General features: G+C 47.0%; 14 protein-coding genes. 5 read left to right on the top strand and 9 right to left on the bottom strand.

All coding sequences use genetic code 11. The features are described 5' to 3' along the window. The 4 genes from KNQ11_RS13810 to KNQ11_RS13795 form a co-directional block, all read right to left on the bottom strand. Positions 1–786 (bottom strand): alpha/beta hydrolase family protein, encoded by a 786-nt coding sequence (locus tag KNQ11_RS13810; protein WP_214772268.1) that lies wholly within the window; start codon positions 784–786, stop codon positions 1–3. 132 nt (positions 787–918) lie between these two features. Continuing rightward, positions 919–2,475, bottom strand: coding sequence for an ABC-F family ATP-binding cassette domain-containing protein (locus KNQ11_RS13805; protein ID WP_023469741.1), 1,557 nt, complete (start codon positions 2,473–2,475; stop codon positions 919–921). A 31-nt stretch (positions 2,476–2,506) separates the two neighbouring features. Beyond that, positions 2,507–2,680, bottom strand: coding sequence for a hypothetical protein (locus tag KNQ11_RS13800; protein WP_023469740.1), 174 nt, complete (start codon positions 2,678–2,680; stop codon positions 2,507–2,509). 86 nt (positions 2,681–2,766) lie between these two features. Further along, positions 2,767–3,210 carry a hypothetical protein gene (locus KNQ11_RS13795; protein WP_058704372.1) on the bottom strand — a complete coding sequence of 148 codons (444 nt, stop codon included), beginning with the start codon at positions 3,208–3,210 and terminating at the stop codon, positions 2,767–2,769. Between the two features lie 147 nt (positions 3,211–3,357). On the opposite strand from KNQ11_RS13795, the gene KNQ11_RS13790 reads away from it, so the two are divergent. From KNQ11_RS13790 to KNQ11_RS13775, 4 genes are all read left to right on the top strand, one after another. Continuing rightward, positions 3,358–3,687 carry a hypothetical protein gene (locus KNQ11_RS13790; protein WP_035395686.1) on the top strand — a complete coding sequence of 110 codons (330 nt, stop codon included), beginning with the start codon at positions 3,358–3,360 and terminating at the stop codon, positions 3,685–3,687. Then, the gene (locus tag KNQ11_RS13785; protein ID WP_149428021.1) at positions 3,684–4,907 is read left to right on the top strand and encodes a glutathionylspermidine synthase family protein; all 1,224 of its coding nucleotides are present in this window, start codon (positions 3,684–3,686) and stop codon (positions 4,905–4,907) included. Before KNQ11_RS13790 ends, KNQ11_RS13785 begins: the two co-directional genes overlap by 4 nt. Continuing rightward, positions 4,904–5,539: a Rossmann-fold NAD(P)-binding domain-containing protein gene (locus KNQ11_RS13780; RefSeq protein WP_149428020.1), complete on the top strand. Its 636-nt coding sequence runs from the start codon at positions 4,904–4,906 to the stop codon at positions 5,537–5,539. Before KNQ11_RS13785 ends, KNQ11_RS13780 begins: the two co-directional genes overlap by 4 nt. 239 nt (positions 5,540–5,778) lie before the next feature. Next, a complete protein-coding gene (locus tag KNQ11_RS13775; RefSeq protein ID WP_023469735.1) occupies positions 5,779–7,272 on the top strand; it encodes a peptide MFS transporter in 1,494 nt (497 codons plus the stop codon). Between the two features lie 44 nt (positions 7,273–7,316). Here KNQ11_RS13775 and KNQ11_RS13770 read toward each other — a convergent pair whose 3' ends face one another. Next, a complete protein-coding gene (locus KNQ11_RS13770) occupies positions 7,317–8,588 on the bottom strand; it encodes a purine/pyrimidine permease (RefSeq protein ID WP_023469734.1) in 1,272 nt (423 codons plus the stop codon). Positions 8,589–8,746: 158 nt separating this feature from the next. Here KNQ11_RS13770 and KNQ11_RS13765 point away from each other — a divergent pair, with 158 nt between their 5' ends. Then, positions 8,747–9,442, top strand: coding sequence for an alpha/beta hydrolase (locus tag KNQ11_RS13765; protein ID WP_214772266.1), 696 nt, complete (start codon positions 8,747–8,749; stop codon positions 9,440–9,442). A gap of 106 nt (positions 9,443–9,548) precedes the next feature. Here the strand turns inward: KNQ11_RS13765 and KNQ11_RS13760 are convergent, their stop codons facing one another. From KNQ11_RS13760 to KNQ11_RS13745, 4 genes are all read right to left on the bottom strand, one after another. Beyond that, positions 9,549–10,484, bottom strand: a complete 936-nt coding sequence (locus tag KNQ11_RS13760; protein ID WP_214772264.1) for a carbohydrate kinase family protein — start codon at positions 10,482–10,484, stop codon at positions 9,549–9,551. Next, positions 10,471–11,313, bottom strand: a complete 843-nt coding sequence (locus tag KNQ11_RS13755; protein ID WP_231681717.1) for a PRD domain-containing protein — start codon at positions 11,311–11,313, stop codon at positions 10,471–10,473. The genes KNQ11_RS13760 and KNQ11_RS13755 overlap by 14 nt, the downstream gene beginning before the upstream one ends. 127 nt (positions 11,314–11,440) lie before the next feature. After that, a complete protein-coding gene (locus tag KNQ11_RS13750) occupies positions 11,441–12,853 on the bottom strand; it encodes a sucrose-specific PTS transporter subunit IIBC (RefSeq protein ID WP_023469730.1) in 1,413 nt (470 codons plus the stop codon). Between the two features lie 169 nt (positions 12,854–13,022). Further along, positions 13,023–13,826 carry an endonuclease/exonuclease/phosphatase family protein gene (locus tag KNQ11_RS13745; RefSeq protein ID WP_023469729.1) on the bottom strand — a complete coding sequence of 268 codons (804 nt, stop codon included), beginning with the start codon at positions 13,824–13,826 and terminating at the stop codon, positions 13,023–13,025. Positions 13,827–13,907 lie beyond the last annotated feature (81 nt).

The raw sequence follows: 13,907 nt of genomic DNA, 5'->3' as shown, positions 1-13,907 counted from the left end.
TCATTGTCGTGCGAGCCAAGCTGTCCATTCGTTAAAGGCAGCGTCCCGATTCTCGATATAGTTGTGATCACTATCGACAATCGCTTCCTCGAACGGACTGTCGGGTAGCAATAAGTCATGATGAAGCGCTTTGATTGATGTTTCGTCCCGTTCTGACGTCATAAGCAACATCGAGCGATCGGCTAGACGTTCTTTTAGCGTCAGTAAGTTCCAAGTCGTATGATGATGCTTCAACTCGTCGAGTAACGCGTCAGCAGCGGCACCATTCAGGAACGAAGCTCCTCGTTCGAGTACACCGTGTAGCGCAGCTTCGTATTCCGGGTGTTCGAGGACGAGCTGACCGACGAGACCAAAATTAAACGGAGAGATCCCGACATAATGTGCAGCCTCCGGTGTCTCAGCAAAAGCATGTAGACCGGCGAATCCACCCATGCTATGACCAACGACGGTAATCTGATCCGCCTTGATGCCATGTTCGGCAGTGAAAGGCTCTGAGCAGACGTGCTGTAGTGTCGCGGTCGCATCTTCCAAAACATGTTGGAATCGAAAGGTTCCAGGACTACCGATCGTTCCACGATACGACGTGACGAGTACATGGTACCCTGCACTTTGAAGTTGAACTGCCCAGTCCATGTTCAACTGTTTCCCGGGAAATCCGTGGAAGAGTACAATCAGTGGAGCATCCGCTGTATGTTCAGGTGAATAGAGACGGGCAATCAACTGTTCTGAACCACCGCTTGGAACATGGAGATAGGATAGTGTTGCCTTTTTCGTGATCGTTTCCAAAAAAACACGCTCCTTCATAATCATTTTCTAAGTCTTAGTGTGCGTGAAGATGCACGATCATGCAATGATTAAGTGTATGAACTAAAAAGATGGGATACCCTTCTGGGCATCCCATCTTTTGTATGATGTAGCTTAGAATACTTTTGTCGTCCATGATTCACAGTTCCATAAGTCTGTCGCAACAGCTTCATAGAATTCTGGTTCGTGTGAGATCAACAGGACTGTTCCTTTGTACTCTTGTAACGCACGTTTTAATTCTTCTTTGGCTTCGACGTCCAAGTGGTTCGTCGGCTCATCGAGTACGAGGATGTTCGATTCCGTATTCATCAATTTACAAAGACGGACTTTCGCTTTTTCCCCACCGCTGAGCACTTCGATTTTTGATTCGATGTGTTTCGTCATCAAACCACACTTCGCGAGCATAGCACGGACTTGTTGTTGTGTCAGAGACGGGAACGTATTCCAAATCTCTTCGATACACGTATTCGAGTTCTTCTCTTTAACTTCTTGTTCGAAGTACCCGATATGCAAGTTCTCGCCTCGCTCAACGACACCCGAGACAGCTGGAATTTCACCGAGCAAACTCTTGAGCAACGTCGATTTCCCGATTCCGTTCGCACCGTGCAACGCAATCTTCTGCCCACGTTCGATCGTCAGATCAAGAGGGCGCGAAAGTGGCTCATCGTATCCGATGACGAGACCTTTTGCTTCGAACATCAATTTACTTGGTGTCCGTGCTTGGAGGAAGTGGAACTCTGGTTTTGGACGCTCTTGCGCAAGTTCGATGACATCCATCTTATCGAGCTTCTTCTGACGTGACATCGCCATGTTCCGTGTCGAGACACGTGCCTTGTTCCGGGCAACGAAGTCCTTCAACTCAGAGATTTCCTGCTGTTGACGCTTGAACGCAGACTCGAGTTGCTTTTTCTTCGCTTCATGGATCGTAACGAAGTTGTCGTAATCACCGACATAACGATTCAATTCTTGATTTTCCATATGATAAATCAAGTTGATGACGCTATTGAGGAATGGAATGTCGTGCGAAATCAAGATGAACGCATTCTCATATTCATTCAAGTAGCGTTTCAACCATTCGATATGCTGGACATCGAGATAGTTGGTCGGCTCATCAAGTAAGAGAATGTCCGGTTTTTCAAGAAGGAGTTTGGCGAGCAGGATTTTCGTCCGCTGTCCACCACTGAGCTCTTGTACATCCCGGTCGAGTCCGATCTCATCGAGCCCAAGACCGCGCGCGATTTCTTCGACTTTTGCATCGATCGTATAGAAGTCGTTATTCGTCAGAATGTCCTGCAAGACGCCGACTTCTTCGAGCATTTTTTCCAGTTCCTCTGGCTCGACTTCGCCCATTTTACCGTACAAATCATTGATTTCCTGTTCGATGTCGAACATGTACTGGAATGCACCTTTAAGTGCATCGCGGATGGTTAATCCTTTTTCAAGGACAGCGTGCTGATCCAAATAACCAACGCGTACATGCTTCGCCCATTCGACTTTTCCTTCATCCGGCTCAAGTTGCGACGTAATGATGTTCATGAACGTCGATTTTCCTTCACCGTTCGCACCGACGAGACCGATGTGCTCGCCTTTTAACAGGCGGAAGGAGACATTTTCGAAAATGGCGCGGTCACCGAATCCGTGACTTAAGTTAGATACCGTTAAAATACTCATAATTACTCCTTATTTCATGAATTCCTGTGACTTAGACGCCTGTCCGTTTTTTCTGGTTGTTTGCTTTTTTCGTCTGTTGGCTCGTCAATTGTTTCGTTTGTGTTCCTTGTAAGCCAGTCGGACGTTTTGTTTGCGCTTGTTTTTTTGCTTTCAAGCGTTCAATCATTGCCTCTTGCAATGATAGTTTTTTTGGTTGTTCACTCATGTTCGTTCACCTCGATTGATTCGTTCTTACTTTCTAGTATGCCAAAAAAAACGTCTCTTGGAAATGAAGAGACCTGATTTTACATCTCAAAGTGTATCGGCAAGATAGACGACGTAACAATTCCGGTCGATATCGATTTCACAGCTGTCACGCTCAAACACACCGTGGCCTTCGACTTCGATCTTGTCCTTGATCAAAAAACGCATCGCTTGGACGTGATTCGGAACCGTTGATGTCTTTAAGAGCGGTTGCGCGCTGTCAGATAAATACTGTCTGAACTCTATATGAATTTGATGCGGTGGATAAACGCGTTCTTCTGTCGCACGTGGTGATGCTTTAATGTGGTCGACGATCAATTGATCATATTCACCTGCCATCTCATTGGAACGAAGCTCGTATTGATGTCCTTCGATGATATGGAATTCGCAGAGTTGGTGGGCAATGATCTCTTCCGGTTCGATCGCATAACGATCATATTGATAGATCGGATGGAATTCACCATTTTCTTCAACGTAGTAGGCAAGTGACATGCGTAAATCCTCCTTTTCGTTCTATAGATACTATTACCACATTGAAGGAAAAAAAGTTCCGACAGAACAAAGAAACTTTTCTCTCCAAAAAAGCGTATACTATCCATAACGAGAGTAAAAGGAAAGGGGACTGAGACGGTGAATTGGATGAAACAAGCGACACTAGCTGCAACACTGTTGATCGGAACGACACTGAGTGGGTGTGGATCGGATGATGCACGAGCGGAACGACCAGATGATCCGGATTGTGATGACTATGAGTATGATAATGATGAAGGCGTTTGGTACTGTGATGATAGTTCATCAACCCATTCAGGATACTATTACTGGGGCGGTAGTTATTTCGCATCACGTGCCTTGATGCATAGTGCGATGCGAACAAAAGGGTATACGCCGAAATCAAAAGAAGTAAAGAGTTATAACACGAAGACAAAGGGATTCGGAACAGGCTCATCTTCCGGCTTTTTCGGCGGATGAATAGACGACAAACCTTTTACGGAGACATCGATCGTTTTTGGGATGTGCTAGACGGGGAACCGTACGCTGTGACGGAAATCATGCCCATCTCGGACGAACGAATCGACCAACTGCATATCGCGGCGCAAGAAGTTTACAAGATATTTGAAAAAGTACTTCCGATTCTTCGATCGATGGATGATGAGGCACTGCTCGAGCTGGGCTTTCCAGTTGAAAGTCTCGCTTTTTTGCGACTCGAGACGATGCGACCGTTGACCGTCATCGGACGCTTTGATTTCATTGCGACGGCAGATCGTATCTCACTCATGGAATGGAACGCGGATACGCCGACTTTCATTAAAGAAGTATTTGAAGTCAATGATGTCGTAGCGGAAAAACAAGGTTTTGAACGGGTCAACGATGGGGAAAACAAATGGCTGAAGGCAACTGTCCGTCGTGCGATCGAAGCCGCGATACATCGGACGAAACAGCATCCGCATGTCGTCTTCACCTCACATGGTGACCACATCGAGGATCGATTGACGGCTGAGTATTTGCAGTCGTTTTGGAGTGATGCGACCTATTGTCCACTTCATGCATTAGAGATTCGTCCGGAAGAAGGTCTGTACGATGAGGCTGGTAAAAGAATCGATATCTTATATCGTCAAACCTTTCCGATCGAGATGGCCTTACTTGACCGGGATGAGGACGGAAGAAATTTAGGACAATTACTCCTGCAACTCGTCGAGACGGGTCGACTCGAAATCATCAACCCGCCGTCTGCCTTTTTAATGCAAGCTAAGTCGGTTCTTGCATTGATCTGGATGTTGCATGAAGCCAATCATCCGTACTTGAGCGAAACGGACCATATGACGATTACGCGTTACTTTTTACCGACGTACTTATCCGCTGATCCATTCATTTCAAGCCAGCGATTATTCGTTAAAAAACCAATCTTCGGGCGTGAAGGAGATACCGTGACGGTCCATGATGGACAAGGACATATCATGCTAAAGAATGAACAGCATACGTTTCGTGATCAACCGGCTGTTTATCAAGCGTATCAAGAATTACCGACGTACTCACTTCAGGAAGAGGGAGAAGTCGCGTATATGTATGGTGTCTTTATTTTAGGAGGAAGACCAAGTGCGATTGGTGTACGTGCCGGAGAACGGATTACTGGAAACCGTTCCTATTTCGTACCAATTGGTCGACAGCATGAAGGAGGGAGAAACGTATGAGAGCAGCAATTTTAGGAGCATCTGGTCTAGTCGGACAAGAACTCGTCGATCGTTTGTTGGCAGAAGATACGTATAGCGAGGTACATGTTCTCGTTCGCCGCCCGATGCGCCGTTTTCATCCGAAATTGGAAGAATGGGTGATTGATTTTGATCGTGTGACAGAAATTGAACTACCTGTCGTCGACCATGTCTATTGTGCACTGGGCACGACGATCAAACAAGCAGGATCACAAGAGGCATTTCGTCAGGTTGACTACACATATCCGATTGAACTTGGCCGTGAATTGTTAGACCTCGGGGCGACACGATTTGCCTTAATTTCGGCGCTCGGTGCCCATCCGAATGCCAAAACCTTCTACAATCGCGTAAAAGGGGACACGGAAAACGGATTACGTGTACTCGGATATGACGCGTTATTGATTTTTAGACCATCCTTGTTATTAGGGGATCGAGATGAATTCCGCTTAGGCGAACAAGCGGCTGCGAAAATTTCGACGGTCTTACGCCCCTTGTTGAAGCGGAGCGCCATTGCTCCGATCGAAGCTGGTCAAGTCGCTGCGGCGATGATCCGTGAAACGTTACATGCACCGCCTGGAATTACAATCATCGAATCGAAACAGATGCAATCCTGAGCAGTCGAGTAGTCGACTGCTCTTTTTGTTATTCTTGTAACGTAAATAATATTTGACTCGTCAAATGATTTGCGGTTGAATGGTAAAGTGCTGTCTCATATATAAAAAAAGAAGTGAGACAATTCAGGCAAAACAGTGTATTCGTATCCTATCTGTTTCGTCACGCTTATCGTTTGGGGAAAGCGGGAAAAGATGATGGATTATGCACTTATTTAGGATTGATGAAAGGAGCCGATCATATGGCAGAGTTTGATCGCGATCAGGTCTATAAGACCGTTCCGCAAAAAGGATTCTTCGGGAATCCGAAAGGGTTGTTCACCCTCTTCTTCACTGAGTTTTGGGAGCGTTTCTCCTACTATGGCATGCGTGCCATCCTTATCTTCTATATGTACGATTCAGTTGCCAACGGTGGTCTAGGTATCGATAAGACGACAGCTGCGTCAATCATGGCCGTTTATGGTTCGCTCGTCTACATGTCAGGGATCATTGGGGGATGGGTAGCTGACCGTTTACTCGGTACGTCACGCACCGTCTTCTATGGCGGTATCTTGATCATGCTAGGGCATATCGTCCTTGCTTTACCAGCAGGCATTACAGCCCTCTTCATCTCGATGGGACTTATCGTTATCGGTACTGGTTTCTTGAAACCGAACGTATCGAATATCGTCGGTGATTTGTACAGCAAGACGGATAACCGCCGCGATGCTGGTTTTAGTATCTTCTATATGGGGATCAACGCTGGGGCATTCCTCTCACCACTCGTCGTCGGTGAAGTGGCTGACCGCGGTGGATATCACGCTGGTTTCGCACTCGCTGCCATCGGGATGTTCGCAGGACTTGTCGTCTTCGTCTTGACGAAAAAGAAAAACCTTGGTCAAGCGGGTACGTATGTCTTGAACCCATTAAAAGGGGACGAGAAAAAACGCTTCATCACGATCGCATCAATCGTTGTCGTCGTCGTTGCGGTACTCGGTGTCGTTGCATCGATGACAGGACTGTTGACGATTTCTCGTTTTACTTTAATGGTCACGATTCTCGGGATCTTGATTCCGATCGCTTACTTCACAGTCATGCTTCGTAGTCCAAAGATCACGGATGATGAGCGCTCACGTTTGATTGCGTATATTCCGCTCTTCATCGCAGCAGCGATTTTCTGGGCAATCCAAGAACAAGGTTCATACGTCCTCTCCATCTTCGCAAGTGAACGGACGAACCTTTCATTCTTAGGATTCGAGATTCAGCCGGCATTCTTCCAATCGTTGAATCCGCTCTTCATCATCGTATTAGCACCTGTTTTTGCGAGCTTCTGGGTCAAACTCGGTGACCGTCAACCAACGACGATGCAAAAGTTCTCGTTTGGTCTTCTGTTCGCCGGACTTTCGTTCATCGTCATGACACTACCAGGTATCCTGTTCGGTGTGGAGACGTCAGTTAGTCCACTCTGGCTTGCACTGAGCTTCTTCCTCGTCGTCATCGGTGAGCTCTTCTTGTCACCAGTCGGTCTATCGGCAACAACAAAACTGGCGCCGGCAGCCTTCTCAGCGCAAACGATGAGTCTGTGGTTCTTGACGAACGCAACAGGTCAAGCGGTCAACGCACAAATCGTTAAATACTACACGAATGACACGGAGATTTTGTACTTCGGTATCACAGGTATCGTTGCCGTCATCTTCGGATTACTCTTGTTCGCTTTCGCACCAAAACTTCAAAAATACATGCGCGGTATTCGCTGATGCATGAAAAAAGACGCTTTCTCAATCGAGAAAGCGTCTTTTTATTAATCATTCGTCCGGATATGGCGTAACCCTTCTGCGAGCAAGGCGACCAATGTTCCGAGGACGAGACCGTTTGACATCAGGGTCGTCACGAGTGGCGGTAAATCGGCCGTTGCTCCTTTTGGTAGTAACAACGCACCGATGCCGACAAGGACCGGGAGACCGACCGTGATCATCGCCGTTTGACGATTCAAGTCGCGGGCTGCTTCCGTGACGCCGATGATTGCCATTCCGGCAACGATCGGTGCGACCATCGCATAACCGACAGCGACGGGGATTTTAGCGATCAATCCGACGAATGGTGTCACGATACTGAGGAAGAGACACGTGATATTCGCATAGACGAACGCTTTGCGGTCCGTGTTATCTGTTGAAGCAATGAACCCAGCCGTTCCGGAAATGGCGACAGGACCCACCGTACCGAACAGACCAGCGAAGAGTTGTCCGATACCAGCCGTGATACCAGCTGTTCCGACTTGTCCTTTGACGGTTTCACCACGCTTGGCACTGATGATCCGTTCGATGACCTTGATGTTCGCTAAGACGTTCGTCATTAACAACAACGAGATGATGAGAGCTGTCGGTAATAAGCTCCAGTCGACATGAATACCGCCGAACGGCAATAAACTCGGTAAAGTGAACAGTGGACCATCGAAACTTGGCATCTCGGCACGACCGATCAATGCAAACATGCTCCAACCGACGAGTAGCGTGATTAATAAAGCGTACTGGCGTAAGCGATCACTTCGTTCTAAATAAAGCGAGATCAAGACCGTCAGAATCGAGATGACGGCAGGTAATACTTGAATTCGTCCATCCTCGATATTGAGCAATCCTTTCATAACGGATCCGGACAGTTGTGCCGACAGCAGTAGCATGTAGACACCGATGACTTGCGGTGTAAAAAGAGGGACTAAGCGCCGTAATACACCCGTCATCGTCAAGACGATACAGATGATACCGCTGAGTAGGAGTAAGAATCCAAGCGACTGTAAAGTGTTTGAATAACTGCCGTACAATGTGACACCAATCGACGAATAGAGGGCAAATACACCCCACCAAATTCCAGCAGGACCTTCCATGATCGGTAGACGGTGTCCGAGCAGGACTTGAAAGAGACTTAAGATGGCAAATACGAATAGACAACGAGATAAGAAGGAAAGCGTCTCGGCACCCGAGAGTTCAAACGATGCTGCGATGGCAAGGGGCGGGGCAATGTTAGTACAGATGATGAATAAAAACCATTGAATCGTAGACACAAGGGTACGCGGCAAAACGTGAATCTCCTTTCGAAAAAACAATATTGGTTTCATCTTAAACCAATTCATGAAAAAGCGATAGGGATGCTTACAATGACTGAAAATTCTAATATTTGTTTTCATATGTGATTTAACACATAATGTGGGGTATAACGGTAACGGGAGGGAATGAAATGAAAAAATGGAGTATAAGAATCATTGGAACGATTGCTGCGCTGTTGGCACTGCTCGTATTTGCATTCATGATCTGGGCGCAGTTCGATTATGATGCATCTCCCCAAGCGATATCTTACGTGGAGACAGCTACACCACGTGAAGTGACATTTGGAAAAAAGACGAGTGACGTCGGATTCATCTTTTATCAAGGGGCAAAAGTCGATGCAGCGGCCTACAGTTATTACGGCAAGCAACTAGCGAAAGACGGGCACTTCGTCGTCATCCCGAAGCTACCGTTTCGGATTGCGTTGCTTGACTCAAGCGAAGGACTCGATGTCATCGAGGAGTATCCGCAGGTCAAAAAGTGGTATCTGATCGGGCATTCGCTCGGTGGAAGCGCAGCTTCGACGATCGTCGAACAACATCCGAAAATTAAAGGAATCGTTTTCCTAGCGTCCTATCCGATTGATTCGATTGATGTACCCTCGTTGACGATTTATGGTGGACGAGATGGTGTCTTACCAGTCGCTGATATCGAAAAAAGTAAACAGGACGTTCGAAAAGATGCCATATTCCATGAAATCAAGCAAGGGAACCATGCGAACTTTGGTATGTACGGTCGACAAAAAGGGGATAACAGCAGCTCATTAACGCCAAAAGAACAACAGGACGAGTCGTTAGATGAAATCAAACGATTTATCGATACACCTTAATCAATTCTCTAGTGAATAAACGACTCATCAATCAAATGAAAAGGATGGAGAGATTCTGGCACTGGGTCCGGAATCTCTCCATCCTTATTTCTACTGAGTCATCGATTCAATTCAAGCGATGAGCGACTTCGTCGAGCGTTGGCAAAGCAGCCATCGCTCCTTTGACGGAAGCAGCAAGTCCGCCTGAAATCGCTGCGAATCGACCGATGTCGCGAAGTTCATCTTCAGACCAATCAAACGAAAAATCGCGTAACGCGCACTGGTAGAGTAAACCGGACATGAAGGCATCTCCAGCTCCTGTCGTATCGATTGCGTCGACCGTAATCGCATCGATGACAGCCATCGCACGATCCGTATAGAGAATCGATCCTTCACTTCCTCGCGTGATGGCAAGAAGACGAATCGGATATTCAGCTAACAATTCAGCAGTCCCGTCATCAAGATTCGTTTGTCCAGTTAGAAACGTCAATTCTTCCTCAGCAAGTTTGACGATTTGTGCATCCGGTAGGACAGACCGGATCGTCGTCCGCGCTTCGTCAAGATTCGGCCATAGCGACTCTCGTAAGTTCGGATCGTAAGAGACTGGTACTTGGTGCGCTTTTGCACGTGCGATGGCTTTTCGTGTCGCGTTGACGGATTCTCCAGTGATCAAAGAGATCGAACCGATGTGTAATAAATCGACGGACGTGAAATCCTCCGGTACATGTGTTTCGTGGAATTGCATATCAGCGCGCTCCGCGTTGATGAACTCGAACGACCGCTCTCCATCCTGACCGTTCGTAACGAGCACAAGTCCTGTTTTTTGCGTCGAATCGTGGACGAGATGATCGGTACGAACACCATAATGATGTAACGTATCTTTCAAGAAGTGTCCCATCGAATCATCACCGACAGCTCCAAGAAAATAACTATCAGCGCCTAATCGAGCGAGTCCGACAGAGACATTGGCAGGAGCACCTCCAGGATTTTTTTGAAACGTCATGTTTTCAGCATCAAGAGGAATCAAATCAATCAATGCTTCCCCTAAACTAAAGATTTTCATACGTAGAACTCCTTTCAAGATCCGGACGAATCCGTTCGATGTGTAAAGCCATATAGCCGATTTCTGATTCAGGTACACGTGTATCGAGTTCGACAGTCAACCAATTGCCCATTTGACTCGCACAGGCATAAGCCTCAGCATAACGTGTTTTGACGGCAGATAAAATCACATCATCCATGTCGTGTAAGGTTTCTCCTTGTTCAATCCGGGCGAGGACCAATTTCATGTGCGTAAAGAAACGATAATACGTCATCGATGAGGTCTCGATCGTTTGTCCAAAAAAGACTTCGATCTGTTCACGTAGTTCATTGAGTAACGTAACCGTCTGCAACGCAGTGGCCATATTCGGATGCGTTTGGCGTGCATTGTATAAGTGAAGCGCGATGTTCGCAGCTTCTTCTTTCGGTAGCGTGACCTGTAAGGCACGCTCGATCTCAAGAACTGCCCATTCTCCAATCGCATACTCCGGTCCATACAAAAGGCGAATCTCTTCTGCCAATCGATTATGCACGACGAGTTGTTCACGTGCTAATCGTACGGCATGAGCAAGGTGGTCCGTCAGACTGACGTGAATATAGTCATGAAACGGCGTTTGGAGCTCACCTTCTGCATGTGAGATGATGCGTTCCGATAAATCAATGATCTCAAGTGGTGTCGTTGTCAGAATCTCTTTGAACTGTTCTGCATTTTCAAATGAAGGGATGAACATTTTTTCGATCTTCGTCGCTTGAATCGGATCTTTTTTCTTTTTTCCAAAAGCAATGCCTGGTCCCATGACGATGCGTTCCTGTCCATTTTCTTTGACGACAACAGCGTTGTTATTGAGGATCTTATGAATAATCAGCCTGACGTCCTCCTTTCCGATCTTTTCTTTTATTATAAAGCGAACTTCAGCGCTTTGCGAACCGACAAATGCGACCACCGAGCCCGAGGACTCGGTTTGGTCGCATGAAGGATTAAGCAGCAACGTCCGTTTCTTTTTGTTTCCGTGCATCGAGACGCATCAAGACGACAGTCGAGATGAAAGCAGTGACGACTGCAATGGCGAACCCGACGAGATAGTTGATCAAGTTTGACGCACCGAGTGGCGCGACGATCGCAATCATCGGAATTCCAGTTAATCCATAAGCGTTCGCAGCGACTTGTGTCAAGACGACATAACCGCCACCGATCGCACCACCAATGGCACCACCGATGAATGGTTTTCCAAGACGTAAGTTGACACCGTAGATGACGGGTTCTGTGATTCCGAGAAATGCTGAGAACGCAGACGGTAGGGCGAGTGCTTTGAGTTTAACGTTCTTCGTCAAGAAGTAAACGGCAAGTCCGGCACCACCTTGAGCGACATTCGCCATCGACCAAATCGGTAAGAGGAAGTTCTTTCCGATACTCTTATCTGCAAGTAATCCTGCTTCAATCGCATGGAAACTATGGTGCATCCCTGTGATGACGATTGTCGAATAAAGTCCACCGAAGAGAAGACCGGCGACGACTGAGAACTGTTCATAGAAGAAGACGAGTACGAATGAAATGCCTTTTCCGAGTAACGTTCCGATCGGACCAATGACGATCAATGCCAGGAATCCAGTGACGAGAACCGTAACGAACGGTGTCACGAGTAAGTCAAGCGTTTCGGGTGTCCGTTTCCGGACTTGTTGTTCAATCTTTGCCATGACCCAAACGGTTAAGAGAACCGGGAAGACCGTTCCTTGATAACCAATCAACTCGATGTTCATTCCGAGGAACTTCATGACTTCCGGATCACTATTACCGAGCGTCCAAGGGTTTAAGAGGGACGGGTGTGTCATGATCCCCCCGATGACGGCACCGAGGTACGGGTTCGCACCGAATTCACGGGCTGCCGAGAAACCGATCAGGATCGGTAGGATGATGAAGGCAGAAGACGAGAACATATCCAGTAGTTGGACGATCGGTGAATCACCGTCAACCCAACCGAAGGCCTTGATCATACCGAGTAATCCCATCAAGAGACCGGCTGCGACGATTGCCGGAATGAGTGGAACGAAGACGTTCGAGAGCGAGCGGGCAAGACGGGCGAACGGATTTAATTTTTGCGATGCAGCCTTTTTAACGTCGAGTGGTTCTTCTCCATCGACCTTTACACCGGCAAGTGGTGCAAACGCAGCAAATACCTTGTTGACGGTACCGGTTCCAAAGATGATTTGGTATTGACCAGAACTTGAGAAGGCGCCGCTGACACCATCTAAGTCTTCAAGTGCTGCTTGATCGACCTTTGATTCATCATGCAAGACAAGACGTAAACGCGTCGCGCAATGAGCAGCAGTGATGATGTTCTCGCGTCCGCCGACGAGTTCGAGCACACGTTTAGCAGTTTGTTGATAATCCATCGGAAAAGTCCTCCTTTTTCATGAAACGTGCTGAATGAGACAAAAAAAGGCAAGACCGAACAACACCTCTCCTAACGAGGTGTCATTTCGGTCTTGCCAGCCGTACTGTCACAATCCGCACTATTGATTTGATTTCATCTTAAAGGAGGAAAGAAAGCGTTGTCAATACTTAATGTTCATTTTTTTGAATCTGAATATCGACCTCAACACCGTAGTGGTCTGAAACGACGGGACCGTGAATCCCATCGAATACGACCCCGACGCGTTCGACGTCAATTTTCCGATTCGATAAGACGAGATCGATCCGCAATCCTTGTTGATTGTCTTCCCATCCATCGATGTTGCCATTGATCGTCTCAATTCCGACCGTTTCCTTAGCTAGCAGGAAGACGTCGTGTAATCCCCGTTGCATCATATAGTCATAACCTGTATTTCGTTCTAAAGCATCGTTGTTGAAATCACCGAGGAAGAATGTCCATTCGAGTGGATCCATCCGGGCCATCAAATGATTGAATTGTTCTTGGAACGGTTCGACTTCATCTGCCCACCAGCCAAGATGGCATGTATTGAACGTAATCGGTGTACCGTCGACTTGGATCGTCGCACGGACGATTTTTCGCGATTTCCAATCGAATGTATCTTGACTGCGGCTGACATAATAACTGTCCGATTTTAAGATTGGGTGTTTCGTCAAAAGAGCGAGTCCTTCTTCATACTTATCATAGCCGATATGAGCAAAATCCCAGACTAGGGAGTAGGTTTGACCTTGTTCTTTTAACGCTTGCTGGATCAAATAGGCAAAGTTATCGTTGCGCACATCGTCATAGACGATGGGTGTATCCATCAATTGACTCACTTCTTGCAGTGCGACGACATCATAATCTTGAGCGAGAATTTGTTGAACGATCTGGTTTAATTTTTCGAGTGGCTGTTCTTCCTGCCACGAATGACAGTTTAGTGTGAGTAGACGCATGAGTGGTCCTCCTGATTTTTCAAATAAGAAAGGTGAAACTCTTATAAAAGAGCTTCACCTTTAGGTAGTTCCCTAATCTCG

The organism is Exiguobacterium sp. s39 (assembly GCF_018618925.1).
GTDB lineage: Bacteria > Bacillota > Bacilli > Exiguobacteriales > Exiguobacteriaceae > Exiguobacterium_A > Exiguobacterium_A abrahamii.
The sequence above is the reverse complement of the archived record's forward strand: the minus strand, read 5'-3'. Positions and strand labels throughout refer to the sequence as shown.

Bases quoted from the DNA above. Each gene is read 5' to 3' on its own strand.
- KNQ11_RS13785 (WP_149428021.1), top strand. From the start codon at position 3,684: ATGAATAGACGACAAACCTTTTACGGAGACATCGATCGTTTTTGGGAT.
- KNQ11_RS13750 (WP_023469730.1), bottom strand. From the start codon at position 12,853: ATGGATTATCAACAAACTGCTAAACGTGTGCTCGAACTCGTCGGCGGA.
- KNQ11_RS13760 (WP_214772264.1), bottom strand. From the start codon at position 10,484: ATGAAAATCTTTAGTTTAGGGGAAGCATTGATTGATTTGATTCCTCTT.
- KNQ11_RS13765 (WP_214772266.1), top strand. From the start codon at position 8,747: ATGAAAAAATGGAGTATAAGAATCATTGGAACGATTGCTGCGCTGTTG.
- KNQ11_RS13775 (WP_023469735.1), top strand. From the start codon at position 5,779: ATGGCAGAGTTTGATCGCGATCAGGTCTATAAGACCGTTCCGCAAAAA.
- KNQ11_RS13800 (WP_023469740.1), bottom strand. From the start codon at position 2,680: ATGAGTGAACAACCAAAAAAACTATCATTGCAAGAGGCAATGATTGAA.
- KNQ11_RS13745 (WP_023469729.1), bottom strand. From the start codon at position 13,826: ATGCGTCTACTCACACTAAACTGTCATTCGTGGCAGGAAGAACAGCCA.
- KNQ11_RS13805 (WP_023469741.1), bottom strand. From the start codon at position 2,475: ATGAGTATTTTAACGGTATCTAACTTAAGTCACGGATTCGGTGACCGC.
- KNQ11_RS13795 (WP_058704372.1), bottom strand. From the start codon at position 3,210: ATGTCACTTGCCTACTACGTTGAAGAAAATGGTGAATTCCATCCGATC.
- KNQ11_RS13780 (WP_149428020.1), top strand. From the start codon at position 4,904: ATGAGAGCAGCAATTTTAGGAGCATCTGGTCTAGTCGGACAAGAACTC.
- KNQ11_RS13790 (WP_035395686.1), top strand. From the start codon at position 3,358: ATGAAACAAGCGACACTAGCTGCAACACTGTTGATCGGAACGACACTG.